Below are 26,048 nucleotides of genomic sequence, written 5' to 3' on the forward strand. Positions count from 1 at the left end.
CCGCTCCCGATCAGCCACTCCAAAGCCGACCGTGCGCCGAACATGACGCTGGCACAGGGCTATACTTCGCCTCTTTTCAGAACGCTCTAACACAAGGATTGGTCCATGAAATCGCTCGGCAAAATCCTGGGTCTGGTCATTCTCGGGCTGTTGCTGATCCTCGTGGCGGCAGGGTTCGCCCTGACCCACCTGTTCGATCCCAACGACTACAAGGACGAAATCCGCCAGCTGGCACGCGACAAGGCCGGCCTGGAACTCACCATTAACGGCGACATCGGCTGGAGCCTGTTCCCCTGGCTCGGCCTGGAGTTGCACGAGACCACGTTGGCGAGCACACAGACGCCCGACCAGCCGCTTGCCGACCTGCGCATGCTCGGCCTCTCGGTGCGCGTACTGCCGCTGCTGCAGCGCGAAGTGCAGATGAGCGACATCACCGTCAACGGCCTCAACCTGACCCTGAGTCGCGACCAGCAGGGCCGCGGCAACTGGGAAGGCATCGGCCAGCCGCCAGCACAGCCCGCCGCCCCCCAGCCGGCACCGGCCGTCGCGACGCCGGCCGAGCCAGCCGAGCCCGCTGCGGGCAAAAGCGGCAAACCGCTCAAGCTGGACATCGACAGCCTCACCGTCAGCGACGCCCGGGTCACCTATCAGGATGCCCGCAGCGGCCAGCAGTACAGCGCCGAAAGCATCGAACTGAGTACCGGCGCGATCCGCGAAGGCAGTGCCATCCCGCTCAAGCTCAATGCCTTCTTCGGCAGCAACAAGCCGGTGATGCGCGCCCGTACCGAACTGCAGGGCGCGCTGCGCTTCGACAACCAGCTCAAGCGTTACCAGCTCGAAGACTTGCGCCTGAGCGGCGAGGCCTCGGGTGAGCCGCTGCAGGGCAAGACCCTGAACTTCAGCGCCCAGGGTCAGCTGCTGGTCGACCGCGCCGCGCAGGTCGCCGAATGGAACGGCCTCAAGTTCACCGCCAACGAGCTGCGCGGACTTGGCGAACTGAAGGTGCGCGACCTGGACGGCCAGCCCAAGCTCGGCGGCGCGCTGACGGTGGCGCAATTCAACCTGCGCCAGTTCCTCGAAGGCATCGGCCAGCCGCTGCCGGTCACGGCCGATAGCGGCGCACTGAGCAAGATCGAGCTAATGAGCCGCCTGACCGGCAGCCAGAACAGCCTGATCCTCGAAGAGGCCACCCTGAAGCTGGACGACAGTACTTTCACCGGCACCCTCGGCGTCAGCGACTTCGCGCGTCAGGCCCTGCGTGTGGAGCTCAAGGGCGATCGCCTCGACCTCGACCGCTACCTGCCGCCGGTCGCCAAGGAAACCGCACAGGACACCGCGCGCCAGGGCGAAGTGAAGGCCAGCGAGGCCGCGGCGCTTGGCAACGGCACCACGCCGCTGCCAGACAAACCGACCCAGCACGCCTGGAGCAGTGAAAAGCTGCCGCCGATCGAGCGCCTGCGCAGCCTGGACGGCAACCTCGATCTCAGCGTCGGCAGCCTTACCCTGCGCAAGCTGCCGCTGGAGAACTTCGTGCTCAAGGCGCGCGGCAAGGGCGGCCTGCTCGACTTGCAGACGCTGCGCGGCAATCTCTTTGGCGGCCGGGTGGAAAGCGCGGCGAGCCTCGATGTTCGCCCGGCGCTTGCGCAACTGAGTATGCAAATGCAGCTCAGTAGCGTACCGGTCGAACGCCTGCTGGAAAGCCAGGGCGAGAAAGTCACGCTCAAGGGCCAGCTCAACCTCGACAGCGACCTGCGCACGCAGGGCAACAGCCAGAAGGACTGGATCGACAACCTCAACGGCAAGGCCGGCTTCCTCGTCGACAACGGCGTGCTGGTCGATGCCAACCTCGAGCAGCAGCTGTGCCGCGCCATCGCCACCCTCAACCGCAAGCCGTTGACCAGCGAGCCACGCAGCAAGGACACACCGTTCCGCGAGCTGCGCGGCAACCTGAGCGTACGCGACGGCGTCGCCAGCAACCCCGACCTCAAGGCCAGCATTCCCGGCCTGACGGTCAACGGCAACGGCGATGTCGACCTGCGCGTGCTGGGCATGGACTACCGCGTCGGCATCCTCGTCGAGGGCGACAAGGGCGCCATGCCGGACCCCGCCTGCCAGGTTAACGAGCGCTACGTAGGCATCGAGTGGCCGCTGCGTTGCCGCGGCCCGCTGGAGCTGGGCGCCAAGGCCTGCCGCTTCGACAAGGACGCATTGGGCAAGGTCGCCGGAAAGCTGGCCGGCGAGAAGCTCAACGAGAAGATCGAGGAGAAGCTCGGCGACAAGGTCAGCCCGGAACTCAAGGACGCGCTCAAGGGCCTGTTCAAACGATGAGTCCCGAGCAGTTCGGCGCGGCGGTCCTCGACTGGTTCGACCGCCACGGCCGCAAGGATCTGCCCTGGCAGCAGGGCATCACGCCGTACCGGGTGTGGGTGTCGGAGATCATGCTGCAGCAGACCCAGGTCAGCACCGTGCTCGGCTACTTCGACCGTTTCATGGAAGCGCTGCCCACCGTCGAAGCGCTGGCCGCCGCCGGCGAGGACGAAGTGCTGCACCTGTGGACCGGCCTCGGCTACTACAGCCGCGCACGCAATCTGCACAAGACCGCCAAGCGCGTCGTGGCCGAACATGGCGGCGTATTTCCGGCCGATGTCGACCAGCTCGCCGAGCTCCCCGGCATCGGCCGTTCCACCGCCGGTGCCATCGCCAGCATCAGCATGGGCCTGCGCGCGCCGATTCTCGACGGTAACGTCAAGCGCGTGTTGGCGCGCTATGTCGCCCAGGATGGGTATCCCGGCGAGCCGAAGGTTGCGCGTCAGCTGTGGGAAGTCGCCGAGCGCTTTACCCCACAGCAACGGGCCAACCACTACACCCAGGCGATGATGGACCTCGGTGCCACGCTGTGCACCCGCAGCAAGCCGAGCTGCCTGCTCTGTCCGCTGAAGGACGGCTGTCGTGCCCACCTGCTCGGACGTGAAACCGCGTTCCCGGTGCCCAAACCGCGCAAGGCGCTGCCGCAGAAGCGCACCCTGATGCCACTGCTGGCCAGCCGCGAGGGGGCCATCCTGCTCTACCGGCGCCCGCCCAGCGGACTCTGGGGCGGCCTCTGGAGCCTGCCGGAGCTGGACGGTCTGGCCGCCCTCGACACGCTGGCCGAACGCCACGCTCTGCAGCTCGGCGAGCGTCGCGAGCTGCCCGGGCTGACGCACACGTTCAGCCACTTCCAGCTCGCCATCGAACCCTGGCTGATCGAGGTCAAGTCCGCCGCCGGCGCCGTGGCCGAGGCCGACTGGCTCTGGTATAACCTCGCCACCCCGCCACGCGTCGGCCTTGCCGCGCCGGTGAAGAAACTGCTCAAGCGCGCCAGCGCCGAATTGAACGCAGGAGAAATGCCATGACCCGCACCGTGATGTGCCGCAAGTACCAGCAAGAACTCCCCGGCCTCGAGCGCCCGCCGTATCCGGGCGCCAAGGGCGAAGAGATCTATAACAACATCTCCCGCAAAGCCTGGGACGACTGGCAGAAACACCAGACCATGCTGATCAACGAGCGCCGGCTGAACATGATGAACGCCGAAGACCGCAAGTTCCTCCAGGGCGAGATGGACAAGTTCTTCTCCGGCGAGGATTACGCCAAGGCCGAAGGCTACGTGCCCCCGAGCGAATAACCGGCGAAACCGCCAATCAATGCATCGCGACGCTAAGCGCCCGTCCAGGTTAATTTTTTTCCTGGGCGCGCTTGACAGGCAAAAGCCAAATCCGTCTAATAGCGCCCCGTTGCCCAGGTAGCTCAGTCGGTAGAGCAGGGGATTGAAAATCCCCGTGTCGGCGGTTCGATTCCGTCCCTGGGCACCACCTTTCGTTTTCAGGTGGTGTCAGCATCATCCGAAAGCCCACAAGAAGCCCGCCCCGTGCGGGTTTTTTGTTGTCCGCGATTTACCCTTCCCTCCGTCGATTCGCCGCCCCTCGCAGTAGCGGCCCAGCCGCGGCGCTTGCTGTAGATCGACAATACGAAATGTAAACACATGTTAATGACATTGATTTGCATTTGATTTAAATTCCCGCCCCGATCTCGCCCACAACACCAACATCGGGAGCGTCCCCTTCGTGTACCGCCAATCCTGTCTGTGCCTGTCCATCTCGCTCGCGAGCCTGTCGTTCTGCTCGTTGCCAGCGGTTGCCGAAGAGCCAACCGAGCTCGAAGCCGTCACCATCAGCGCGACGCGGGCGCGCAGCGAAGCCGGCAAGACGCCGCAGAAGATCACCGTGATCAGCCGTGAGCAGATCGAGCAGCAGCTGGCGATCACCTCCGACCACGGCGCCGTGCTGAGCAATCTGATTCCCTCCTACTCGCCCAGCCGGCAGAAGATGAGCAGCGCCGGCGAAACCTTCCGCGGCCGCTCGGCGCTGATCCTCATCGACGGCGTACCGCAGTCCACACCGCTGCGCGATAGCCAGCGCGACGGCTATGTCATCGATCTGTCGATGGTCGAACGCATCGAGGTGATTCACGGCGCCAGTGCCGAGCACGGCCTCGGCGCCACTGGCGGGATCATCAACTACGTCACCCGCCGACCGGCCAGCGGCACGCTGCGCCAGCACGCGGGCATCAGTTTTACCGCACCCACCGATTATCAGTCCGAGGGTCTGGGGCACAAACTCGACTACCGAGTGGAGGGCACGCAGGGCAACTTCGACTACCTGGCCTCCGCCAGCTGGCAGAGCCAGGGCATGTTCTACGACGCCAACGGCGACCTGATCGGCGTCGACGACACCCAGGGCGACGTGATGGATTCAACCAGCCATGACCTGCTGCTCAAACTCGGCTACTGGCTGGATGACAATCAGAACATCGGTCTGATGGTGAACCGCTACGAGGTCGAGGGCGAACACGAGTACGTCAACGTTCCGGGCAATGCCAACGCCGGCATTCCGGCCACCTCGCGCAAGGGCGACCCGCTGGGCAAGGCGCCGCAGAACGAGGTGCTGGCGACCAGCCTGTCCTACAAACACGCCGACCTCTACGGCAACGAACTGGGCCTGCAGCTGTACTCGCAGCGCTTTCGCGGTCGTTTCGGCGGTGGTTACAACGGCACCTTCCAGGACACCAGCATCGCTCCGGCCGGCACGCTGTTCGACCAGTCGCAAAACGAGTCGGACAAGTACGGTGGCAAGCTGACCCTGAGCCGCGACGGCCTGCTGGACAATCACCTCAAGCTCACCGGTGGCCTCGACGTGCTACAGGACACCACCAGCCAGCAGCTGATCCTCACCGATCGCGAGTGGGTGCCGGAGACCGTGTTCCGCAACTACGCACCCTTCCTGCAGGCGGAAATTCGCCTCCTGGAACAACTGACCTTGTTCACCGGCGTGCGCCATGAGTTCGCCGAACTCGAGGTCGACAGCTTCCGCACCATCGCCTCGACCAACCCGGCGCTGGGCGGTGTGGATGTCGAAGGTGGCCAGCCGAACTTCGAGGAAACGCTCTACAACGCCGGCCTGGTCTGGCAGATGAACGACTGGGCGCAGCTGTTCGGCAACTATTCCGAGGGCTTCGGCATGCCGGATGTCGGCCGTGTGCTGCGTGGCATCGGCACGCCGGGCACGCGCGTGGACAATTTCCTCGACCTGCAGCCGATCGTCACCGAGAACCGCGAGATCGGCCTGCGCCTGAAGCATGGCCCGTTCGATGCCGAAATCAGCTACTACGAATCGGATGCCGATCTCGGCTCGCGCCTGGACAGCGTCGGCGGCGTCTACCAGATTCGCCGCGAGCGCACCGAGATCGACGGCATCGAGTTCACCGGCGGCTGGCAGATCAACGACGCGCACCGCATGACCCTCACTTACGCGCAGGTCAACGGCCAGTCCGATACCGATGGCGACGGCGATGTCGATACCGATCTGGATGGCGCCAACATCTCGCCGGATCGCTACGGCCTCAGCTGGCAGGCCAACTGGAACAACCGGCTGCACAGCCTGCTGCAGGCCAACCACTACGCCAGCCGTGGTTTCGACCAGGCCGGGCTGAATTTCGACGGCTATACGCTGGTGGATGCGTCCGTCGGCTATCGTCTGCCGGTCGGCGAGGTCAGCCTCGGTATCGAGAACCTGCTCGATCGCGACTACCTGACTTACTACTCGCAAGCGGCCAACACAGGCTCGGACGTGACCCGTAACGGCCGGGTGTTCAACGGACGCGGGCGCACGCTCACGCTCGGCTATCAGGTCAGCTTCTGATTGCGCGGGGCTCCTCGATGAACACTACCCGCCAGGCCGGGACGGGCGGCTATCCGCGCGCTCGCCTGCTGCTGCGCCTGTGCGCGGCGCTCGGCGGTGGCTATCTATGCACCGTTGCGCTAGCCGCCGCTGCCGCACTGCTCGCCACGTTGCTCGGCATGCCGCGCAGCGAGGCGGTGTACCTGGGCAGCCTGCTCGCCCTGCCGCTGTACCTGGCGCTGTTGCTGTGGAGCTTCTGCGAGCCACGGCTGTGGCGCCTGTATGCGCTGCTGCTGGGCGGCACCGGCGGCGGTCTGCTGCTGCAGGCGCTGCTGAACGCCGCGCCTGCGGGTGGTCGCTGAGATGGAAGCGGGCGGCGGCGTGCGTCGCTCCATGACCTGGCTGCACAGCTGGGCCGGCGTGCTGCTCGGCGGCGTGCTGCTGGTGATTTTCTGGACCGGCTCGCTGTCGCTGTTCGACCGCGAAATCGACCGCTGGATGCAGCCGGCGACCCGCCTGCCCGCGCCACCGGTGGCGCTGTCACTGGATCGTCTGCTGCGCGGCGAGGCCGAATCGTTGATCGCGACAGCACCGGCATGGACACTCAGCCTGCCGACGGCGCGCACGCCGACGCTGCAGCTGGACTACCAGGACCCCGTGCAGGGGCCGGTACGTCGGCATATCGATCCGCGCACCGGCGCACTGCTGCCCGACGAGGGCAGCTGGGCCGGTACGCGCTTCCTCTTCCCGTTCCACTTCAGCCTGCATCTGCGCTGGCGCGACCTCGGCTACTGGCTGGTGGGCGCGGCGGGCATGGGCATGCTGATGCTGCTGGTCTCCGGTGTGGTGGCGCATCGCAAGCTGATCGCCGAATTCTTCACCTTCCGGCCGCGCAAGCGCCTGCAGCGCAGCCTGCTCGATCTGCACAACCTCACCGGCGTGCTGGTGCTGCCGTTCCACTTCCTCATCAGCCTGTCCGGGCTGGCGATCTTCTGTCTGATCTACTTTCCCGGCGTGGCGCAGAGCCTCTATCCCGAGGATCGCACGCAGCTGCAGGCCGAGGCGCTCGGTAGCTACGCCCGCCCGGCCAGCGGCGTGGCGACACCGCTGGGCTCGCTGGACGCCATGCTGCGCCAGGCCGCGCGGCGCTGGGAGCAGGACGGCCAGCCAGGCAAGGCCTACCAGCTACGCGTCTGGCATCCGGGCGACCGCGCCGCGTATGTCGAAATCCGCCGCTCGTTTGCCCGCGAGGTGAGCATGAACGTCGATCGGCTGGTCTTCGACGGCGTCACCGGCGCATTGCTGCAGCAGCACCGCACGCCGCCGGTAGTAGGCGTGCAGCGCTTTCTCACCGGCCTGCATTTCGTCCAGTTCGAGCACTGGACGCTGCGCTGGCTGTACTTCGCCGGTGGCCTCGGCGGCTGCCTGCTGATCGGCAGCGGCCTGCTGTTCTGGACCGGTGCCCGACGCGCCCGCCACGCGCGCCAGGGACGCCGCGGCGCGCGGCTGGTCGAGGCGCTCACGGTCGCCGCCTGCGTCGGGCTGGTGATTGCGACGCTGGCCTTCTTCGTCGCCAATCGCCTGCTGCCGGTGGATACCGTCGCGCCGCCACGCCGCGCAATGCTGGAAGTCCAGGCGTTCTTCGGCGCCTGGCTGCTAGCCCTGGCGCATGCCGCGTGGCGACCGGCGCAGGCCTGGCGCGAGCAGCTGCAGCTGGCCGCGGGCCTGGCGCTGCTGGCGGTGCTGCTGAACGGGCTGACCACCGGTGACCACCTGCTGCGCAGCCTGAGCACCGGCCCGGCGGCGGTCGCCGGCATGGACCTGATGTTGCTGGCGCTGGCGGGACTCTGTCTGCTCGGCGCGCGGCGCCTGCAGCGGTCCGCGCAGCCCATACCCAGGGAGCGAGCGATTGGCTGATCTCTGGCCGGCGCTGCTGGCGTTCCTGCTCACCTACCTGGCTTTCGCCCGGCTGGCGCTGGCGCAGCCGGTACACCGGCAGGCGGTCGCCCCCGGCGCCTCACCTGCGCGCTACAGGCGGGCGACCAGCGCTACGTTGCTGGGCAGCAGTCTGGTGCTGCTGCTGGTGACCGAAGGCGGCGGTTTCGGCACCCTGCTCTGGCTGCTGCTGCTGAGCGCGGCGGCGTTCTGCGTGGCCCAGACGCTGAGCTGGAGGCCACATTGGCTGCGCTGGCTGCTGTGAACAGGCACCGAGCATGCCGACGCCAACGAACTGAGCTAGGCTGCTGCAACGAGCCGGGCAGAATGCCTTCACCGCCTCGTTGCCGCCCCGGCACCCGCAGTCCGTTGTGCAAGCAGGAGCGCACCTTGTCGTCATCCCCCACGAAATCGCTGTGCGCGCTGGCGCTGATCGTGCTGACGAATCCGGCCGGCGCCTGGGAATTCGTCACCGAAGACTTTCCGCCGTTCACCTACCCTGCCGCATCCGTCGGGCAGCGCGCGGCCTCGGCCGATACTGGCGGCGTGGCGGCGGCCGGTCCGTTCGTCGACATCGTCCAGGCCGTCTGCGCGCGGCTGCACCGCGATTGCCCGGTCAGCGTATACCCGTGGCGCCGCGCGCTGGCGCTGGCCGAAGAGGGCAAGGTGGACGGCATCTTCACGGTGATCCACTCGCCGCGCCGCGAGCACGCCTTCCATATCACGCGCATGCTCACCACCTCGCGCTACAGCGTGTACGCTCCCCGCTCCAGCACGTTCGTCTACCACCAGCCGCAGGACATGGCCGGCAAGACCATCGGCGTCTATGGCCCCTCAGGTACCTCGTTCGCCCTGCGCGAGCGCCTGCAACAGGTGCCCGGCGTCTCGATCCGACTGGTCGCGGACAACCGCCGCCTGTTGCGCATGCTCGAAGCCGGACGTTTCGGCAGTCAGGGGCTGGCGGTGCTCAATCAGGACGTGGCCTGGCATCTGATCGAAACCGAACGGCTCGATCAGCTGCGCGAGGTCGGCGAGCTGCAACCGGTGTCCTACGGCATCGGCCTGTCCCGCCAACGGGTCAGCACGGCGCAGTTCGAAGCCTTCGAGGCGCAGCTCGAGGCGCTTATCGCCGACGGCACGGTGCCGGCGATCCTGCGACGCTACCAGCTCGAAGCGGCGTTCTGAAGCGACCCACGGCAATGCCACAGCACGGCGATGCAGGCAAATGGACACTTTTACGCCCGCATAGCCGGCCAGTTGGCCATTCTTCGCGCTTGGCGCATGCCCCGGTGCGTGCTAGGTTTGCGCCTCGCCAGGAGGGCGAGCAGCCGGCCGGAGCGCAATCATCCCGAATACCCCCGACCTGGCGGTCTCCGCCAGCCCGCAAGAGGTTCCCGCATGGCTGAGGCCATTCCCGCACTGGAAATCCGCAACCTGCACAAGCGCTACGGCGATCTGGAAGTGCTCAAAGGCATCTCGCTGACCGCTCATGATGGCGACGTGATTTCCATCCTCGGCTCTTCTGGCTCCGGCAAGTCGACCTTCCTGCGCTGCATCAACCTGCTGGAAAACCCCCACGAGGGCGAGATTCTGGTCGCCGGCGAGCAGCTCAAGCTCAAGCGCGACAAGCACGGCGATCTGGTCGCCGCCGATGGCAAGCAGCTCAACCGCATCCGCAGCGAGCTGGGCTTCGTGTTCCAGAACTTCAACCTCTGGCCGCACATGACCATCCTCGACAACATCATCGAGGCGCCGCGCCGGGTGCTCGGCCAAAGCAAGGCCGAAGCCATCGAGGTGGCCGAGGCGCTGCTGGCCAAGGTCGGTATCGCCGACAAGCGCCACGTTTATCCCAACCAGCTCTCCGGCGGCCAGCAGCAGCGCGCGGCCATCGCCCGCACCCTGGCGATGCAGCCTAAGGTGATCCTGTTCGACGAGCCCACCTCCGCACTCGACCCGGAAATGGTCCAAGAAGTGCTTAGCGTTATCCGCTCGCTCGCCGAAGAAGGGCGCACCATGCTGCTCGTCACCCATGAGATGAATTTCGCCAAGCAGGTCTCCAGCGAAGTGGTTTTCCTCCACCAGGGCCTGGTCGAGGAACAGGGCACGCCCGAGCAGGTATTTGACAATCCGCAATCGACGCGCTGTAAACAATTCATGTCCAGCCATCGCTAAGGGAGCAACACCGCATGAAAAGCTATAAGAAGATCCTGCTGACCGCCGCTGCCTCGCTGATCATCGGCACCCAGGCATTCGCCGCGGAAAAACTGCGCATCGGCACCGAAGGCGCCTACCCGCCCTTCAACCTGATCGACGCCAGCGGCCAGGCGGTGGGCTTCGACCTGGACATCGCCCATGCGCTGTGCGCCAAGATGAAGGTCGAGTGCGAAGTGGTCACCTCCGACTGGGACGGCATCATTCCCGCGCTGAACGCCGGCAAGTTCGACTTCCTCGCCGCTTCCATGTCGGTCACCGAGGAACGCAAGCAGGCCGTGGACTTCACCGACCACTACTACACCAACAAGCTGCAGTTCGTGGCGCCCAAGTCGGTGGACTTCAAGACCGACAAGGACTACCTCGACGGCAAGGTCATCGGTGCCCAGCGCGCCACCATCGCCGGCACCTGGCTGGAAGACAACATGGATGGCGTGGTCGAGATCAAGCTCTACGACACCCAGGAAAACGCCTACCTCGACCTTGCCTCGGGTCGCGTCGACGGCATCCTCGCCGACACCTTCGTGCAGTGGGAATGGCTCAAGAGCGATGCCGGCAAGGACTTCGAATTCAAGGGCGAGCCGGTCTTCGACGACGACAAGATCGCCATCGCTGTGCGCAAGGACAACGACGCGTTGCGCGAGCGGCTGAACAAGGCGCTGGCCGAGATCATCGCCGACGGCACCTACAAGCAGATCAACGACAAGTACTTCCCGTTCAGCATCTACTGATCCAACCGAACCGAAGCCCGGACGTCATACGCATGACGGACCGGGCTTCGGTGTTTGAGCCCATATGATTCCTGACCTTCACGGATTCGGCCCGGCCCTCGTCGCCGGTACCTGGATGACCATTCAACTGGCCCTCGCCTCCCTGGCGCTGGGGCTGGTGCTCGGCCTGCTCGGCGCCCTCGCCAAGACTTCGCCCTACAGCGCGCTGCGCTGGCTCGGCGGCACCTATTCGACCATCGTGCGTGGCGTTCCCGAGCTGCTCTGGGTGCTGCTGATCTACTTCGGCACCATCAACCTGATTCGCTGGATCGGCCAGCTGTTCGGCGTCGAGAACCTCGCGCTCAGCCCGTTCGCCGCCGGCACCATCGCCCTTGGCCTGTGTTTCGGCGCCTACGCCACGGAAGTCTTCCGCGGCGCGCTGCTGGCCATTCCCAAGGGCCATCGCGAGGCCGGACTGGCGCTGGGCCTGGACAAGCGGCGCATCTTCCTGCGCCTGATCCTGCCGCAGATGTGGCGCCTGGCCCTGCCGGGGCTGGGCAACCTGTTCATGATCCTGATGAAGGACACCGCGCTGGTCTCGGTGATCGGCCTGGAGGAAATCATGCGCCGCTCGCAGATCGCCGTGACCGCCAGCAAGGAGCCGTTCACCTTCTTCCTCGTCGCCGCCTTCATCTACCTGTGCCTGACCATCGTCGCGATGATCGGCATGCATTTTCTGGAAAAACGCGCTGGCCGCGGCTTCGTCAGGAGCGCCGCATGAGCTGGGAAGTCTTCATCAAATGGCTGCCGAGCTTCGCGGACGCGGCCTGGCTGACGCTGCAGCTGGTCGGTGTGTCGGTCATCGCCGGGCTGATCCTCGCCCTGCCGCTGGGCATCGCCCGCTCGTCGCGCCACCTGGCGGTGCGTGCGCTGCCCTATGGCTACATCTTCTTCTTCCGCGGCACGCCGCTGCTGGTGCAGCTGTTTCTGGTCTACTACGGCGCGGCGCAGTTCGACGTGGTGCGCCAGAGTGCGCTCTGGCCCTATCTGCGCGATCCGTACTGGTGCGCGATCATCACCATGACGCTGCATACCGCCGCCTACATCGCCGAGATCATCCGCGGCGCGATCCAGAACGTGCCGCCGGGCGAGGTCGAGGCGGCGCGGGCGCTGGGCATGTCGCGCAGTCAGGCGCTGTGGCACATCATCCTGCCGCGCGCCACGCGCATCGGCCTGCCGGCCTACAGCAACGAAGTGATCCTGATGCTCAAGGCCAGCGCGCTGGCCAGCACCATCACCCTGCTCGAGCTGACCGGCATGGCGCGCAAGATCGCCGCGCGCACCTACCTGCACGAGGAGATGTTCCTCACCGCGGGTCTGATCTATCTGCTGATCGCCTTCGTGCTGATGCAGGGCTTCAAACTGCTGGAGCGCTGGCTGCGCGTCGACGCCTGCCAAGGCCGCTGAGTCTGCCCGGCGGCGCCGCGGCTCAGTCGTCGCTGACGCGTTCCAGCGCCGCCAGCCGTTGCAGCAGGAAACGCCGCTCCGGCTCCAGCCGCACGCTCTGCAGCGCCATGCGATAGGCCTGCCGGGCTTCGGCGTGACGCCCGAGGCGACACAGCAGATCGGCGCGTGCGGCAGGCAGCAAGTGGTAGTCGGGCAATGCGCCGCGCGCGTGCAGCTCATCGAGCAGCGCCAACCCAGCCCCCGGTCCGCGATGCATGGCCAGCGCCACGGCACGGTTCAGTTCGATCACCGGTGACGGGCTGAGCTGCAGCAAGAGGTCATACAGCCGGACGATCTGCGCCCAGTCGGTTTGCGCCGCGCTCGGCGCCTCGGCATGCACCGCCGCGATCGCCGCCTGCAGCCCGTAGCAGCCCGGGCGCCGCGAGGCCAGTGCGCGCTGCACCAGCTGCACGCCTTCGGCGATCTGCACGGCATCCCAAAGGCGGCGATCCTGCTCGTCGAGCCGTACCAGCTCACCCGTCGCATCGGTGCGCGCAGCCCGCCGCGCATCGTGCAACAGCATCAGCGCCAGCAGGCCGCACACTTCCGCTTCCGGCAGCAGCTCGACCAGCAGCCGACCGAGACGAATCGCCTCGCGGCACAGGTCCGCGCGCGTCAGCTGCGCTCCGGCGGACGCCGCATAGCCCTCGTTGAACACCAGGTAAAGCACCTGCAGCACGCTGTCGAGACGCTCGGCCAGGGCTGAGCGCTCCGGTACCTGATAGGCAATCTGTGCATCGCGGATCTTCGCCTTGGCGCGCACGATACGCTGGGCAATGGTCGCCGGCGGCACCAGAAAGGCGCGGGCGATCTCCTCGGTGCTGAGGTCGCATACCGTGCGCAGGGTCAACGCGACGCGTGCATCGGCGGGCAGCGCCGGATGGCAACAGGTGAAGATCAGCCGCAGGCGGTCGTCTTCCAGCGCATCGGGATCGTCCACATCGGCGCTCTCCTCCAGCTGTACGGCAAGCAATCGCAACGCCTGATCGTCACGGGAGCGGCGGCGCAGCGCGTCGATGGCCTTGAAGCGTCCGGCCGACACCAGCCAGGCACGCGGATTGGCCGGCACGCCGTCGCGCGGCCACTGCTGCACCGCCGCCGCGAAGGCCTCGTGCAGGGCTTCCTCGGCGCGGTCGAAATCGCCCAGCAGGCGGATCAGCGTCGCCAGCACCCGCCGCGACTCGGCGCTATAGATCGCCTCGACCGCCGCCGGCCCGCCCTCGGCGTCGCGCATGGTCAGCGCTGCGGCAGCTGGCGCAGCGGGCGTACCTCGACGCAGCCGAGGCTTGCCGGCGGGATCTGCGCGGCGATGGCCTCGGCTTCGTGCTGATCGGCCGCTTCGATCAGGTAGAAGCCGGCCAATTGCTCGCGCGTCTCGGCAAACGGACCGTCGACCACCGTGGTCACACCGTCGCGCACGCGCACCGTGCGGGCGGTGCGGACCGACTGCAGCGGCTCGCCGGCCAGCATGTGGCCGCTGGCACGCAGTGCTTCACCGCAGGCGATGCAGCGCGCCACGAGCGCCTGCCACTGCTCATCGCTCAGTTCGTCGACCCGCTGTTCGTCGTAATAGATCAGGCACAGGTATTTCATCGTCGCTCTCCGGCTGTCGCCACCGCAGCAAAGCTAGCAGGCGACAGTCGGCGTGACGCCGCAGAGCGACGAACACCGTGCGCGGCTCAGCCGCCCGGCTGTTCTGCGTCCATGCACACCTGGCCGGTCTGCATGTCGAAGGGCATCGAGAAATGCTCGTGGATCACTTTCCAGTCACCGTCACGGCGCGCCCAGACCCGGCTGCCACGCATCCACGCGCTCTGCATCTGGCCCTCGGCGTTGGGGCCGCCGCAATGGTTGAGCATGCGGCTGTAGGCCAGCTCGCCGCCGACCTCCACATGCAGCTCATGGGTTTCGAAGAAACCCTCGCCCTGGCAGAACTCGAAGCAACGCTGCCAGTGCGCGCGGTAATCGGCCACGCCCTTGAATTGCAGCGGCCCGACGGCATCGAAGGCGACCAGCTCGTCGGCGTACTGGGCAAGGATACGGTCCAGATCCTTGGCGGCAATGGCGCGCTCGAACTCTTGGTGAAGCTGGCGGATGCGCGCGGCGTCCTGGTGCTGTTGCTCGTTCATGCTGATCTCCTGGCGTCTGGTTGAACGGGTGTTCATCACCTGGTCGTTCGGCGCGCTCAGCAATCGACAGGCCGGCCGATTTTTTTTTGCAGTTCCAGGAATCCGCGCGCGGGACGCTCGCCCAGTATTTCCACGAGTGGTTTCAGGCAAAACACGGTTGCGAATTGTTATCATTAGAATATGATAGTGGCTCACAGATGACACAGACTCCCACCTAACCGTCGCGCCGTCACCGCCCTTCGCAATCCAACGCCCGCTCAGGTCTGCCATGCCCACTGTTCGCTTGCCGCGTAAAACCGCACTGCTACCCGTTTGCCTGTTAGCCAGCTTCGCCAGTTCGCCGCTGATGGCCCAGCAACGCACCGAAGTCCAGGCGCAGGGCGGTACCGGCGAGCCGCTTGAACTGCAATCCGTCGAGATCACGGCCAGTGCCGATGCCTCGGCCGAAGGCCTGACCCAGCCCTACGCCGGCGACCAGGTGGCGCGCGGCGGCCGTGTCGGCATCCTCGGCAACCGCGACTTCATGGAAACGCCGTTCACCTCGACGTCCTACACCTCGCAGCTGATCCAGGACCAGCAGGCGCGCAGCGTCTCCGACGTGCTGCAGAACGACCCGTCGGTGCGCGTCGCCCGCGGCTTCGGCAACTTCCAGGAACTGTACGTCGTGCGCGGCTTCCCGCTGTTCTCCGACGACATTTCCTACAACGGCCTCTACGGCTTGCTGCCGCGCCAGTACGTGGCCGCCGAGTTCATCGAGCGCGTGGAAGTGTTCCGCGGCGCCAACACCTTCCTCAACGGCGCGGCACCCGGCGGCAGCGGCATCGGCGGGGCGATCAACATCCTGCCCAAGCGCGCGCCCAACGAGCCGCTGACCCGCCTGACCCTCGGGGCCGAGAGCGGTGGCCAGGCGATGACCCATGCCGACGTCGCCCGTCGCTTCGGCGAAGGCGACCGCTTCGGCGTGCGCCTGAATGCCGCCAAGCGCGCCGGCGAGACGACCGTCGAGGACGAGGAACGCACCCTCGACATGTTCGCCCTCGGCCTGGACTACCAGGGCGACAACTTCCGTCTGTCGGGCGACGTCGGTCACCAGTACCACTTCATCGACCAGCCGCGCCCGAGTGTCACCCCCAACGGCGGCATCCCCAGCGCACCGGATGCCGAAGACAACTTCGCCCAGCCCTGGACCTACTCGAAGGAGAAGCAGACCTTCGGCACCTTGCGCGCCGAATACGACTTCTCCGACGCCGTGACCGGCTGGCTCGCCGCCGGTGTGCGCGAGGGCGAGGAGAAGAACCGCCTGGCCAGCATCAAGGCGGGCCGTTCCGGCGCCGGCACCTTCTACCGCTTCGACAACGTGCGCGAGGAAGACGTGTTCACCAGCGAAGCCGGCCTGCGCGCCCGTGGCAACACCGGTGCGGTCTCCCACGAGTGGGTGATGTCCGCGGCGATGTTCGATCTGCAAGCACGCAACGCCTACGGCATGTCGGGCAACCTTGCCGCCGATATCCATGACCCGTTCGACGCGGCGATGCCAGGCACCACCTGGACCGGCGGCCAGATGTCCGATCCTGGCGTCACCGAACGCACCCACACCCAGAGCCTGGCGCTGGCCGACACCCTGGGCTTCCTCGACGACCGCCTGCTGCTCACCCTCGGCGCCCGCCGCCAGGGCATCGAGGCCAAGAGCTACGACTACAACAGCGGCGACCGGCTGTCCTCCTACAACCGCTACAAGACCAGCCCGGTGGCCGGCGTGGTCTACCAGCTCACCGACGAACTGTCGGTTTACGCCAACTATATCGAGGGTCTGGTCAAGGGCGACATCGCTCCGGCGAGCAGCGGTGGCGTAGCCATCGTCAATGCCGGCGAGGCGCTGGAGCCCTATGTCTCCGAACAGACCGAGGTCGGCATCAAGTACGACGGCGGCAACCTCGGTGGCAGCCTGGCGCTGTTCACCACCGACCGGCCGTTCAGCACCGTGGAAAACGGTGTATTCACCGACGGCGGCGAACAGCGCAACCGCGGCATCGAGCTGTCGGTGTTCGGCGAGCCGGCCTACGGCGTGCGCCTGCTCGGTGGCCTCACCCTGCTCGATGCCGAGCTGACCAGCACACAGGACGGCCTCAACGAGGGCAACCGTGCGATCGGCGTGCCGCGCACCCAGGCCAACATCGGCGGTGAATGGGACGTGCCCGGCACCAATGGCCTGACCCTGACCAGCCGCGTGGTCTACACCAGCAGCCAGTACGCCGACGCAGCCAACGACCTGGAGGCGCCGTCCTGGACCCGCCTGGACCTTGGCGCACGCTACCGCATGGTCATCGACGAGCGTGACGTGACCCTGCGCGCCCGCCTGGACAACGTCACCGGCCGCGACTACTGGGCTTCGGTGGGCGGCTACCCGAACGCCAACTACCTGGTCCTCGGCGCCCCGCGCACGTTGTCGCTCAGCGCCACGGTCGATTTCTGATGCAGGCACGCACCCTGCGGGGCTGGGGCTGGGTCCACAAGTGGTCCAGCCTCGTCTGCACGCTGTTCATCCTGCTGCTGTGCCTGACCGGTCTGCCGCTGATCTTCTCCCACGAGATCGATCATCTGACCGGCGCCGAGATCGAGGCGCCGCCGATGCCGACGGGCACGCCGCACATCACGCTCGACCGGGTCGCCGCCGAAGCGGTCGGGGCCTATCCGGGCCTGGTGCCGCTGTACTTCTTCGCCGAGGAGGACCTGCCCGATCTCTGGTACGTCAAGCTCGACACCCGGGTCGACACCGACGAGAGCGACGCGCTGCTGATCCTTGCCGATGCGCGCACCGGTGCCGTGGTCGACGTGCCGGCGTTCGACGAGGGCTTCATGAGCGTGATGTACCGCCTGCATGTCGACCTCTACGCCGGCCTGCCGGGCAAGCTGTTCCTCGGCTTCATGGGGCTCCTGCTGGTGGTCGCCATCGTCTCCGGCGTGGTGCTCTACGCGCCGTTCATGCGCAAGTTGCGCTTCGCCGAGGTGCGTCGCGAGCGCGCGCCGCGTACGCGCTGGCTGGACCTGCACAACCTGCTCGGCATCGTCACCCTGGTCTGGGCGCTGGCCGTGGGCTTCACCGGGGTGATCAACACCTGGGCGGACCTGATCTTCAAGGGCTGGCAGGCCGAGCAGGTCGCCGCGTTGCAGGCCGGCGACACGCGGGTACTGCTGAGCGCCGATGCCAGTGATGCACCCGCTGCGGATGGCTCGCTGCAGACCGCGGTGGATCGCGTGCTGGCCGCCGCGCCGGGCATGGCGATCTCGATGATCGCCTACCCCGGCACGCTGCGCGCCACCCCGGAGCATGTCGCGGTGATCCTGCGCGGCGACACGCCGCTGACCTCGCGCCTGACTCAGGCGCTGCTGGTCGATCCGGTCAATGGCGAGGTGCTGGAAGCCGGCGCGCGGCCCTGGTACGTCACCGCGCTGCAGCTGTCCGAACCGCTGCACTTCGGCGACTACGGCGGCCTGCCACTGAAGGTGCTGTGGGCGCTGCTCGACGTCCTCACCGTCGTGGTGCTCGGCAGCGGCCTGTACCTGTGGCTCAAGCGCGGCGCGACGGAGGTGCGGGGATGATGCGCATCTGGCTGTGGCCGCTGGTGCTCGGCCTGCTCTCACTGCTCGGCCTGCTCGCCGGGCTGGTTTCCGATGGCATCGGCGACTGGCTGAGCTGGGCCACGCTGAGCCTGCCGGTGGCCATCGGCGCCAAGGCGCTGGCCGGCGGCCGGCAGACGCGGCGTGCCGGCTGAGGCGCCGGGCGCATTCGCGGCGTAGTTATCGAGGGCAATGTCGCCATTTACCCCCGCCAGCCGCGCCAACGGTACGCCGCGCGGGCGGTGCTGCGCCGGCCGAGCTGCTAGGATGCAGACTGTCGCGATCGACGCGACGCACGCGCAGGCTGGATGGACAGGCCCTTCATGCACCCGACCTCATCGCCTCCCGGCACGCTGCAGCTGCATTCCGCGGCCCGGCCCGCGCACCTGCGCATCGCAGGCGACTGGACGCTGGCGCACTACAACGCGCTGCGCGACGCCGTCGTGCGCATGCGCCCGCAGCTCGATGAGCACAGCACGGTGGAGCTGGACGGGCTGGGCGCACTGGATACCGCCGGCGCCGGCCTGCTGGTCGAACTGCTCGGCCCGCAGCGCATCGCCGCCGTGGCGCAATGGGCACCGCAGCTGCCGGCCGAACGTCTGGCCCTGCTGCATACCGTGGCCGCGGCGCTGGATCGCCCCGCCGCCCCGCAGCCGGATCAGGGTTACGAGTTCGGTGATCTGCTGGCGCATATCGGCCGGACCATGCAGAACATCTGGTGCCAGCAGCGCGAGCTGCTCGGCTTCATCGGCCTGACCCTGCAGACGCTGCTGAGCGTGCTGGTGCGCCCGCAACGCTGGCGTCCGACGCCGCTGGTGGCGCACATCGAACAGACCGGGCTGGACGCCATCCCCATCGTCGCCCTGCTGACGTTCCTGGTCGGCGCCGTGGTGGCGTTCCTCGGCGCCACGGTACTGGCCGACTTCGGCGCCAGCATCTACACCGTCACCCTGGTTGGCTTCGCCTTCCTGCGCGAGTTCGGCGTGCTGCTGGCGGCGATCCTGCTCGCCGGGCGCAGCGCCAGCGCCTTCGCCGCGCAGATCGGCTCGATGAAGGCCAACGAGGAGATCGACGCGATCCGCGCGCTGGGCCTCAGCCCGGTGGAGCTGCTGGTGTTGCCGCGGGTGCTGGCGATGCTGATCACCCTGCCGATCCTGACGTTCATCGGCATGCTCAGCGGCATCCTCGGCGGTGCGGTGGTCTGCGTCCTGGCGCTGGATATCTCGCCGACGCTGTTCATCACCATCCTGCAGCGCGACATCGACCTCAGCCATTTCCTCGTCGGCATCGGCAAGGCGCCGGTGTTCGCCTTCATCATCGCCGTGATCGGTTGTCTGGAAGGCTTCAAGGTCAGCGGCAGCGCGCAGTCGGTGGGCGAACACACCACCTCCAGCGTGGTGCAGTCGATCTTCATGGTGATCCTGATCGACGCCATCGCCGCGCTGTTCTTCATGGAGATGGGCTGGTGAACGGCGAAGCGCTGATCCAGGTGCGCGGGCTGGTGAACCGCTTCGGCCGCCAGACCGTGCACGAAGACCTCGACCTGGACATTCGTCGTGGCGAAATCCTCGGCGTGGTCGGCGGCTCGGGCACCGGCAAGTCGGTGCTGCTGCGCAGCATCGTCGGTCTGCGCCGGCCGAATGCCGGCAGCGTGCAGGTGTTCGGCGAGAACCTGCTGCAGCTGCCGCCCGAGCGGCGCTCGCAGGTGGAGCGACGCTTCGGCGTGCTGTTCCAGCGCGGGGCGCTGTTCACCTCGCTGAACCTGCAGGAGAACGTCGCTCTGCCGCTGATCGAACATGCCGGCCTGGCCCGCGCCGACGCCGAGCACCTGGCGCGGCTCAAGCTGGCGCTGGCCGGTTTGCCGGCCGATGCCGCCTGCAAGTACCCCGACGAGCTCTCCGGCGGCATGGTCAAACGTGCGGCGCTGGCCCGCGCGCTGGCGCTGGACCCGGAGGTGCTGTTTCTCGACGAGCCCACCGCCGGCCTCGACCCGATCGGCGCCGCGGCGTTCGACCAGCTGATCCTGACCCTGCGCGACGCGCTGGGTCTGAGCGTGTTCCTGGTCACCCACGACCTCGACACGCTGTACACCATCTGCGACCGCGTCGCGGTGCTGGCGCGCAAGCGCGTGCTGGTGGCCGACCGTCTGGAGGCGGTGCAGGACACCGACGACGCCTGGATTCGCGACTACTTTCATGGCCCGCGTGGCCGGGCGGCGCAGCAGGCCGCTCTCGTGCAGGAGAACTCCTGATGGAAACCCGCGCCCATCACGTGCTGATCGGCCTGTTCACCGTGCTCGCGGTCGGCGGCGCCCTGTTCTTCGCCCTCTGGCTGAGCAAGGCCAGCATCGACCGCGAGTACCAGTACTACGAGATCAGCTTCAACCGCGCGGTCAGCGGGCTGTCCACCGGCAGCTCGGTGGAGTACAGCGGCATCAAGGTCGGCGACGTCGAGCGGCTGTGGCTGGAGCCGGACGACCCGCGCAAGGTGCGCGCGCGCATCCGCGTCTACGCCGGCACGCCGATCAAGCAGGACACCCGCGCCCGCCTGGCGCTGGCCAACATCACCGGCAGCATGGTCATTCAGCTGCACAGCGGCACGCCCGACAGTCCGCCGCTGCTGGGCAAGCGCGGCGAGCCGCCGCTGATCATTGCCGATCCCTCGCCGCTCTCCGCACTGCTGGAGAACGGCGAAGACCTGTTGAGCAACATCAACAACCTGTTGCGCAGCGCCAACCTGATGCTCTCCGAAGAGAACGCCGGGCGCATCGGCCAGACCCTGGCCAATCTCGAACAGGCCACCAGCGTGCTGGCCGAGCAGCGCGGCGACCTCAGCCAGGCGCTCACCCAGCTCGGCGAGCTGGGCCGGCAGACCAACTCCGCGCTGGAGGAAATCACCCGCCTGACGCGCAACGCCAACGGCCTGCTCGACGACGAAGGCCGCCAGCTGCTGACCAGCGCCAGCCAGTCGATGGCTGCGCTGGAGCGCAGCACCTCGCGGCTGGACGCCCTGCTGGAGGACAACCAGGGCGCGCTGAACAGCGGCGTGCAGGGGCTGGGCGACATCGGCCCGGCGCTCAACGAGCTGCGCGGCACCCTCGGCGCGCTGCGCCGGGTCACCCAGCAGCTGGAAGACGACCCCAGCGGCTTTTTGCTCGGCCGCGAAAAGATCGAGGAATTCGCCCCATGATCCGCACAGCGCTGCACCGCTTCGCCCTGCCCGCTCTCCTGACGCTGCTGTCGGCCTGTTCGGTGTTGCCGCAGGCCGAGCCGGTGCGGGTCTTCCTGTTGCCCGGCGCGCCCGTCGTCACGAGCGCCACGCCAGCGGCCCCGAGTGACCTGGCGCTGCGCGTGCACACCCCACAGGCCAGCCGCATGCTCGCCAGTCCGCGCATCGCCGTGGTGCCGCAGGGTCATCAGCTCAGCGCCTACCAGGGTGCGCGCTGGGCCGATCCGGCGCCGCTGCTGCTGCGCGACCGGATGATCGAAGCCCTGCGCGCCAGCGGCCGGCTGGCTTCGGTGAGTAGCGACGACAGCAACCTGCAGGCCGACCTCGAGCTGATCGGCGATCTGCGCGCGTTCCAGAGCGTCTATCAGGATGGCGCGCCGCAGGTGTTGATCCGCCTCGACGCCACACTGGTGGACAGCGCCAGCCGCCGCGGCCTCGCCAGCCGGCACTTCGAGATTCGCCAACCCAGTACCGACGCACAGCTGGAGAGCGTGGTCGAGGCCTTCGGTCAGGCCAGCGACGAGCTGAGCCGCCAGCTGCTCACCTGGGTACTGGCGCAGCAGCCTCGCGACCGTTGAGCCGCCGGCGGCGCCTGGACGGCGCTTCCTTGATCTGGATGAACTTCCTGTAACCCGTCCTCGCCTAGCATGGGGACGGTCGTAAACGCGCAAGGACCCCGCATGAAACCCTCAGTCAAGAAAACCCTCACCCGTTCCGTGCTGGTCCTGGCGGCGCTCGCGGCGGTCGGCCTGATCGTCTGGTCGGAGCTGCGCCCCGACGGCCTGGGCGAAGGCTTCGCCAGCGGCAACGGGCGCATCGAGGCCACCGAGATCGACGTGGCGACCAAGCTGGGCGGGCGCATCCGCGAGATCGCCGTCGACGAGGGCGATTTCGTCCAGCCCGGCCAGGTGCTCGCGCGCATGGACACCGAGGTGCTCGACGCCCAGCTCAACCAGGCCCGCGCGCAGGTACGCCAGGCCGAAAACGCCATCCTCACCGCGCAGGCGCAGGTCGCCATGCGCGAGAGCGAGAAGGCCACCGCCGAGGCCGTGGTGCACCAGCGCCAGGCCGAGCTGACTGCCGCACAGAAGCGCCACAAGCGCACCGAAACCCTGGTGGCACGCAACGCCATGGCGCGCCAGCAGCTGGACGACGACCTCGCCGCCAAGCAGAGCGCACAGGCCGCGCTGGCTGCCTCGCGCGCCCAGGTGCTCTCGGCCGAGGCCGGCATCGCGGCCGCGCGCTCGCAGGTGATCGAGGCGCAATCGGCGCTGGAAGCCGCCCAGGCCAGCGTCACGCGCCTGCAGGCGGACATCGCCGACAGCGAGCTGAAGACCGACCGCGTCGCCCGCGTGCAGTACCGCGTGGCGCAGCCGGGCGAGGTGCTGGCTGCCGGCGGCAAGCTGCTCAACCTGGTCGACCTGGCCGACGTCTACATGACCTTCTTCCTGCCCGAGCGTCAGGCCGGCCGCGTCGCGCTGGGCAGCGAAGTGCACATCGTGATCGATGCGGCGCCGCAGTACGTGATTTCGGCCAGGGTCAGCTATGTCGCCAGCGTCGCGCAGTTCACCCCCAAGACCGTGGAAACCGAGAGCGAGCGCGAGAAGCTGATGTTCCGCGTCAAGGCGCGCATCGACCCCGCGCTGCTGAGAAAGCACATGGAACAGGTCAAGACCGGCCTGCCCGGCATGGCCTACCTCAAGCTCGATGACGCCGCCGAGTGGCCGGCACACCTGCAGGTCAACGTCACGCCATGAGCGAGCCGCTCGCGCCGGTGGCGCAGATCGCGGGCGTCACCCTGCAGTATGGCCAGACCCGCGCGCTGGACGATCTCGCCGTCGAGCTGCCGGCGCGCCGCATGGTCGGCCTGATCGGCCCGGACGGCGTCGGCAAGTCCAGCCTGCTGGCGCTGATCGCCGGCGCCCGACGCATCCGGCAGGGCCGCGTGCGCGTACTCGACGGCGACATGGGCGACGCCGGCCATCGTCGCGCCGTGTGCCCGCGCATCGCCTACATGCCGCAGGGCCTGGGCAAGAACCTTTATCCGACGCTCACCGTCGCCGAGAACCTGGAATTCTTCGGCCGGCTGTTCGGCCAGGACGCCGCCGAGCGGCGCTGGCGCATCGCCGAGCTGACCCGCAGCACCGGCCTCGCGCCGTTCCTCGAGCGCCCGGCGGGCAAGCTCTCCGGCGGCATGAAGCAGAAGCTCGGGCTGTGTTGCGCGCTGATCCATGACCCGGACCTGCTGATCCTCGACGAGCCGACCACCGGCGTCGACCCGCTGTCACGCGCGCAGTTCTGGGAGCTGATCGCGCGCATCCGCGCCGAACGCCCGCAGATGAGCGTGCTGGTGGCCACCGCCTACATGGACGAAGCGCAGCGTTTCGATCATCTGGTGGCAATGGATGCCGGGCGCATCCTCGCCACCGGCTCGCCGGCCGAACTGCTGGCGCGCACCGCCAGCGACAGCCTGGAAGAGGCGTTCATCGGCCTGCTGCCCGAAGACAAGCGCCGCCGCCACCGCACGCTGGAAATCCCGCCGCGCGAGGCCAGCGACAGCATCGCCATCGAGGCGCACGACCTGACCATGCGCTTCGGCGACTTCGTCGCGGTGGACCGCGTCAACCTGCGCATCGAGCGCGGCGAGATCTTCGGCTTCCTCGGCTCCAACGGCTGCGGCAAGACCACCACGATGAAGATGCTCACCGGCCTGCTGCCGGCCAGCGAGGGCCGCGCGCTGCTGTTCGGCAAGCCGGTGGACCCGCACGACCTGCAGACGCGCCAGCGCGTCGGCTACATGTCGCAGGCCTTCTCGCTGTACAGCGAACTCACCGTACGGCAGAACCTCGATCTGCACGCGCGGCTGTTCCACATTCCCGCCGAACGCCGCGAGGCGCGCATCCGCGAGATGCTCGAGCGCTTCGAGCTGACCGCCGAGGCCGACAGCCTGCCCACCGCGCTGCCGCTGGGTGTGCGCCAGCGCCTGTCGCTGGCGGTGGCGGTGATCCACGCGCCGGAAATGCTGATCCTCGACGAGCCGACCTCGGGCGTCGACCCGGTGGCGCGCGACGGCTTCTGGGAGCTGCTGGTGCAGCTGTCGCGCGAGGACGGCGTGACCATCTTCATCTCCACCCACTTCATGAACGAGGCGTTGCGCTGCGACCGCATCTCGCTGATGCACGCCGGCCGCGTGCTCGACAGCGACACACCGCAGGGGCTAATGGCCAAGCGCAGCCTGGCGACGCTGGAAGAAACCTTCATCGCCTACCTCGAAGATGCCGTGGCCGAAGGCGCGGCTGCCGCCCCGACGAGCGCACCGCCGACACGCGTCGCGCCACCGCCGGCCAGCAATGGCAATGGCGCCGCGCAGAACCGCTTCAGCCTGCGCCGGCTGCTCAGCTACAGCCGCCGCGAGGCGATGGAGCTGCGCCGCGACCCGATCCGCGCCACGCTGGCGATGCTCGGCACGGTGATCCTGATGTTCATCATGGGCTACGGCGTCAGCTTTGACGTGGAGAACCTGACCTACGCCGTGCTCGACCGCGACCAGACCACCACCAGCCAGAGCTATCTGCTGAACATCGCCGGCTCGCGCTACTTCATCGAGAAAGCGCCGCTGGCCAGCTACGACGAACTGGACCGGCGCCTGCGCAGCGGCGACATCAGCCTGGCGATCGAGATTCCGCCGAACTTCGGCCGCGACCTCAAGCGCGGGGCGGTGCCGCAGGTGGCGTTCTGGATCGACGGTGCCATGCCGATGCGCGCCGATACCATCAAGGGCTACGCGCAGGGCATCCACCTCACCTACCTGCAGCAGCTGGCGCGCGAGGCCGGCGTCGAGGCGCAGCTGTCGCCGGCCGACGTGGCCATCCGCTACCGCTACAACCCGGACGTGCAGAGCCTGCCGGCGATGGTGCCGGCGATGATCCCGCTGCTGCTGATGATGATTCCGGCGATGCTCACGGCGCTCGGCGTGGTGCGCGAGAAGGAGCTGGGCTCGATCACCAACTTCTACGTCACGCCGACCACCCGCCTGGAGTTCCTGCTCGGCAAGCAGCTGCCGTACATCGCCTTGGGCATGTTCAACTTCGCCACCCTGGCGCTCTTGGCGGTGTTCGTCTTCGGCATTCCGATCAAGGGCAGCATCCTCACCCTGTGCCTCGGCGCGCTGCTCTATGTAACCTGCGCCACGGGCCTCGGCCTGCTGATGTCGTCGATCCTGAACAGCCAGATCGCGGCGATCTTCGGCACCACCATCGTCACGCTGCTGCCGGCGATTCAGTTCTCCGGGCTGATCCACCCGGTCTCGGCGATGGAAGGCGTCGGCGCCTTCGTCGGCAAGCTGTATCCCACCAGCCACTTCCTGATCATCAGCCGCGGGGTGTTCTCCAAGGCGCTCGGGCTGGTCGAGCTGTACCCGTATTTCATCCCCATGCTGCTGGCCATTCCGCTGCTGACGCTGCTCAGCGTCGCCGGTCTGCGCAAGCAGGAGAAATGAC

Annotated in this window: 24 protein-coding genes and 1 tRNA gene; 22 read left to right on the forward strand and 3 right to left on the reverse strand. The window is 67.5% G+C overall.

The window, feature by feature from the left end; all coding sequences use genetic code 11:
- The first annotated feature begins 105 nt into the window (after positions 1–105).
- From U8L64_RS18310 to U8L64_RS18370, 13 genes are all read left to right on the forward strand, one after another.
- Positions 106–2,328, forward strand: coding sequence for an AsmA family protein (locus tag U8L64_RS18310; RefSeq protein WP_333398442.1), 2,223 nt, complete (start codon positions 106–108; stop codon positions 2,326–2,328).
- Complete coding sequence (gene mutY, locus U8L64_RS18315; protein WP_333398443.1) at positions 2,325–3,392, forward strand: A/G-specific adenine glycosylase; 1,068 nt, start codon at positions 2,325–2,327, stop codon at positions 3,390–3,392. Before U8L64_RS18310 ends, mutY begins: the two co-directional genes overlap by 4 nt.
- A complete protein-coding gene (locus U8L64_RS18320; RefSeq protein WP_043295191.1) occupies positions 3,389–3,661 on the forward strand; it encodes an oxidative damage protection protein in 273 nt (90 codons plus the stop codon). Before mutY ends, U8L64_RS18320 begins: the two co-directional genes overlap by 4 nt.
- A gap of 111 nt (positions 3,662–3,772) precedes the next feature.
- Positions 3,773–3,848, forward strand: a tRNA-Phe gene (locus tag U8L64_RS18325).
- Between the two features lie 252 nt (positions 3,849–4,100).
- Positions 4,101–6,233 carry a TonB-dependent receptor gene (locus U8L64_RS18330; protein WP_333398444.1) on the forward strand — a complete coding sequence of 711 codons (2,133 nt, stop codon included), beginning with the start codon at positions 4,101–4,103 and terminating at the stop codon, positions 6,231–6,233.
- Positions 6,234–6,250: 17 nt separating this feature from the next.
- Positions 6,251–6,574 (forward strand): hypothetical protein, encoded by a 324-nt coding sequence (locus U8L64_RS18335; protein WP_333398445.1) that lies wholly within the window; start codon positions 6,251–6,253, stop codon positions 6,572–6,574.
- 31 nt (positions 6,575–6,605) lie between these two features.
- The gene (locus tag U8L64_RS18340) at positions 6,606–8,129 is read left to right on the forward strand and encodes a PepSY-associated TM helix domain-containing protein (protein WP_333398446.1); all 1,524 of its coding nucleotides are present in this window, start codon (positions 6,606–6,608) and stop codon (positions 8,127–8,129) included.
- Positions 8,122–8,412 (forward strand): DUF3325 family protein, encoded by a 291-nt coding sequence (locus U8L64_RS18345; RefSeq protein WP_333398447.1) that lies wholly within the window; start codon positions 8,122–8,124, stop codon positions 8,410–8,412. The genes U8L64_RS18340 and U8L64_RS18345 overlap by 8 nt, the downstream gene beginning before the upstream one ends.
- Positions 8,413–8,537: 125 nt before the next feature.
- A complete protein-coding gene (locus U8L64_RS18350; RefSeq protein WP_333398448.1) occupies positions 8,538–9,332 on the forward strand; it encodes a substrate-binding periplasmic protein in 795 nt (264 codons plus the stop codon).
- A gap of 213 nt (positions 9,333–9,545) precedes the next feature.
- The gene (locus U8L64_RS18355; protein WP_054093914.1) at positions 9,546–10,319 is read left to right on the forward strand and encodes an ABC transporter ATP-binding protein; all 774 of its coding nucleotides are present in this window, start codon (positions 9,546–9,548) and stop codon (positions 10,317–10,319) included.
- A 14-nt stretch (positions 10,320–10,333) separates the two neighbouring features.
- Positions 10,334–11,089: an ABC transporter substrate-binding protein gene (locus tag U8L64_RS18360; RefSeq protein WP_043295181.1), complete on the forward strand. Its 756-nt coding sequence runs from the start codon at positions 10,334–10,336 to the stop codon at positions 11,087–11,089.
- 64 nt (positions 11,090–11,153) lie between these two features.
- Positions 11,154–11,849 carry an ABC transporter permease gene (locus U8L64_RS18365; RefSeq protein ID WP_043295179.1) on the forward strand — a complete coding sequence of 232 codons (696 nt, stop codon included), beginning with the start codon at positions 11,154–11,156 and terminating at the stop codon, positions 11,847–11,849.
- A complete protein-coding gene (locus U8L64_RS18370; protein ID WP_077682291.1) occupies positions 11,846–12,535 on the forward strand; it encodes an ABC transporter permease in 690 nt (229 codons plus the stop codon). Before U8L64_RS18365 ends, U8L64_RS18370 begins: the two co-directional genes overlap by 4 nt.
- A gap of 22 nt (positions 12,536–12,557) precedes the next feature.
- Here U8L64_RS18370 and U8L64_RS18375 read toward each other — a convergent pair whose 3' ends face one another.
- The 3 genes from U8L64_RS18375 to U8L64_RS18385 form a co-directional block, all read right to left on the reverse strand.
- A complete protein-coding gene (locus tag U8L64_RS18375) occupies positions 12,558–13,808 on the reverse strand; it encodes an RNA polymerase sigma factor (RefSeq protein WP_333398449.1) in 1,251 nt (416 codons plus the stop codon).
- Between the two features lie 2 nt (positions 13,809–13,810).
- The gene (locus U8L64_RS18380; protein ID WP_008569287.1) at positions 13,811–14,167 is read right to left on the reverse strand and encodes a YciI family protein; all 357 of its coding nucleotides are present in this window, start codon (positions 14,165–14,167) and stop codon (positions 13,811–13,813) included.
- 86 nt (positions 14,168–14,253) lie between these two features.
- Entirely contained in the window at positions 14,254–14,703 is a 450-nt protein-coding gene (locus U8L64_RS18385) for a YybH family protein (protein ID WP_333398450.1), read from the reverse strand.
- A gap of 268 nt (positions 14,704–14,971) precedes the next feature.
- On the opposite strand from U8L64_RS18385, the gene U8L64_RS18390 reads away from it, so the two are divergent.
- The 9 genes from U8L64_RS18390 to rbbA all read left to right on the forward strand — a co-directional run bounded on the left by U8L64_RS18390 (position 14,972) and on the right by rbbA (position 26,047).
- Positions 14,972–17,176, forward strand: a complete 2,205-nt coding sequence (locus tag U8L64_RS18390; RefSeq protein ID WP_234302976.1) for a TonB-dependent receptor — start codon at positions 14,972–14,974, stop codon at positions 17,174–17,176.
- Complete coding sequence (locus U8L64_RS18395; RefSeq protein ID WP_333398451.1) at positions 17,176–18,303, forward strand: PepSY-associated TM helix domain-containing protein; 1,128 nt, start codon at positions 17,176–17,178, stop codon at positions 18,301–18,303. The genes U8L64_RS18390 and U8L64_RS18395 overlap by 1 nt, the downstream gene beginning before the upstream one ends.
- Positions 18,300–18,476: a hypothetical protein gene (locus U8L64_RS18400; protein ID WP_193749386.1), complete on the forward strand. Its 177-nt coding sequence runs from the start codon at positions 18,300–18,302 to the stop codon at positions 18,474–18,476. Before U8L64_RS18395 ends, U8L64_RS18400 begins: the two co-directional genes overlap by 4 nt.
- Positions 18,477–18,644: 168 nt before the next feature.
- Complete coding sequence (locus tag U8L64_RS18405) at positions 18,645–19,790, forward strand: MlaE family ABC transporter permease (protein WP_043295168.1); 1,146 nt, start codon at positions 18,645–18,647, stop codon at positions 19,788–19,790.
- Positions 19,787–20,572 carry an ABC transporter ATP-binding protein gene (locus U8L64_RS18410; protein WP_008569280.1) on the forward strand — a complete coding sequence of 262 codons (786 nt, stop codon included), beginning with the start codon at positions 19,787–19,789 and terminating at the stop codon, positions 20,570–20,572. The genes U8L64_RS18405 and U8L64_RS18410 overlap by 4 nt, the downstream gene beginning before the upstream one ends.
- On the forward strand, positions 20,572–21,510 hold the full coding sequence (locus tag U8L64_RS18415; protein WP_333398452.1) for an MlaD family protein: 939 nt from the start codon (positions 20,572–20,574) through the stop codon (positions 21,508–21,510). Before U8L64_RS18410 ends, U8L64_RS18415 begins: the two co-directional genes overlap by 1 nt.
- Positions 21,507–22,127, forward strand: coding sequence for an ABC-type transport auxiliary lipoprotein family protein (locus U8L64_RS18420; RefSeq protein ID WP_333398453.1), 621 nt, complete (start codon positions 21,507–21,509; stop codon positions 22,125–22,127). Before U8L64_RS18415 ends, U8L64_RS18420 begins: the two co-directional genes overlap by 4 nt.
- Positions 22,128–22,229: 102 nt before the next feature.
- Positions 22,230–23,306 carry an HlyD family secretion protein gene (locus U8L64_RS18425; RefSeq protein ID WP_333398454.1) on the forward strand — a complete coding sequence of 359 codons (1,077 nt, stop codon included), beginning with the start codon at positions 22,230–22,232 and terminating at the stop codon, positions 23,304–23,306.
- Positions 23,303–26,047, forward strand: a complete 2,745-nt coding sequence (gene rbbA, locus U8L64_RS18430; RefSeq protein WP_333398455.1) for a ribosome-associated ATPase/putative transporter RbbA — start codon at positions 23,303–23,305, stop codon at positions 26,045–26,047. Before U8L64_RS18425 ends, rbbA begins: the two co-directional genes overlap by 4 nt.
- Position 26,048: the final 1 nt, after the last annotated feature.

The organism is Pseudomonas sp. FIP_A4 (assembly GCF_036701605.1).
Classification (GTDB): domain Bacteria; phylum Pseudomonadota; class Gammaproteobacteria; order Pseudomonadales; family Pseudomonadaceae; genus Stutzerimonas; species Stutzerimonas phenolilytica.

Excerpts from the sequence above, each read along its gene's own strand:
- U8L64_RS18310 (WP_333398442.1), top strand. The coding sequence starts at position 106 with ATGAAATCGCTCGGCAAAATCCTGGGTCTGGTCATTCTCGGGCTGTTG.
- mutY (WP_333398443.1), top strand. The coding sequence starts at position 2,325 with ATGAGTCCCGAGCAGTTCGGCGCGGCGGTCCTCGACTGGTTCGACCGC.
- U8L64_RS18320 (WP_043295191.1), top strand. The coding sequence starts at position 3,389 with ATGACCCGCACCGTGATGTGCCGCAAGTACCAGCAAGAACTCCCCGGC.
- U8L64_RS18335 (WP_333398445.1), top strand. The coding sequence starts at position 6,251 with ATGAACACTACCCGCCAGGCCGGGACGGGCGGCTATCCGCGCGCTCGC.
- U8L64_RS18340 (WP_333398446.1), top strand. The coding sequence starts at position 6,606 with ATGACCTGGCTGCACAGCTGGGCCGGCGTGCTGCTCGGCGGCGTGCTG.
- U8L64_RS18355 (WP_054093914.1), top strand. The coding sequence starts at position 9,546 with ATGGCTGAGGCCATTCCCGCACTGGAAATCCGCAACCTGCACAAGCGC.
- U8L64_RS18360 (WP_043295181.1), top strand. The coding sequence starts at position 10,334 with ATGAAAAGCTATAAGAAGATCCTGCTGACCGCCGCTGCCTCGCTGATC.
- U8L64_RS18365 (WP_043295179.1), top strand. The coding sequence starts at position 11,154 with ATGATTCCTGACCTTCACGGATTCGGCCCGGCCCTCGTCGCCGGTACC.
- U8L64_RS18370 (WP_077682291.1), top strand. The coding sequence starts at position 11,846 with ATGAGCTGGGAAGTCTTCATCAAATGGCTGCCGAGCTTCGCGGACGCG.
- U8L64_RS18375 (WP_333398449.1), bottom strand. The coding sequence starts at position 13,808 with ATGCGCGACGCCGAGGGCGGGCCGGCGGCGGTCGAGGCGATCTATAGC.
- U8L64_RS18380 (WP_008569287.1), bottom strand. The coding sequence starts at position 14,167 with ATGAAATACCTGTGCCTGATCTATTACGACGAACAGCGGGTCGACGAA.
- U8L64_RS18385 (WP_333398450.1), bottom strand. The coding sequence starts at position 14,703 with ATGAACGAGCAACAGCACCAGGACGCCGCGCGCATCCGCCAGCTTCAC.
- U8L64_RS18390 (WP_234302976.1), top strand. The coding sequence starts at position 14,972 with ATGCCCACTGTTCGCTTGCCGCGTAAAACCGCACTGCTACCCGTTTGC.
- U8L64_RS18395 (WP_333398451.1), top strand. The coding sequence starts at position 17,176 with ATGCAGGCACGCACCCTGCGGGGCTGGGGCTGGGTCCACAAGTGGTCC.
- U8L64_RS18400 (WP_193749386.1), top strand. The coding sequence starts at position 18,300 with ATGATGCGCATCTGGCTGTGGCCGCTGGTGCTCGGCCTGCTCTCACTG.
- U8L64_RS18405 (WP_043295168.1), top strand. The coding sequence starts at position 18,645 with ATGCACCCGACCTCATCGCCTCCCGGCACGCTGCAGCTGCATTCCGCG.
- U8L64_RS18415 (WP_333398452.1), top strand. The coding sequence starts at position 20,572 with ATGGAAACCCGCGCCCATCACGTGCTGATCGGCCTGTTCACCGTGCTC.
- U8L64_RS18420 (WP_333398453.1), top strand. The coding sequence starts at position 21,507 with ATGATCCGCACAGCGCTGCACCGCTTCGCCCTGCCCGCTCTCCTGACG.
- U8L64_RS18425 (WP_333398454.1), top strand. The coding sequence starts at position 22,230 with ATGAAACCCTCAGTCAAGAAAACCCTCACCCGTTCCGTGCTGGTCCTG.
- rbbA (WP_333398455.1), top strand. The coding sequence starts at position 23,303 with ATGAGCGAGCCGCTCGCGCCGGTGGCGCAGATCGCGGGCGTCACCCTG.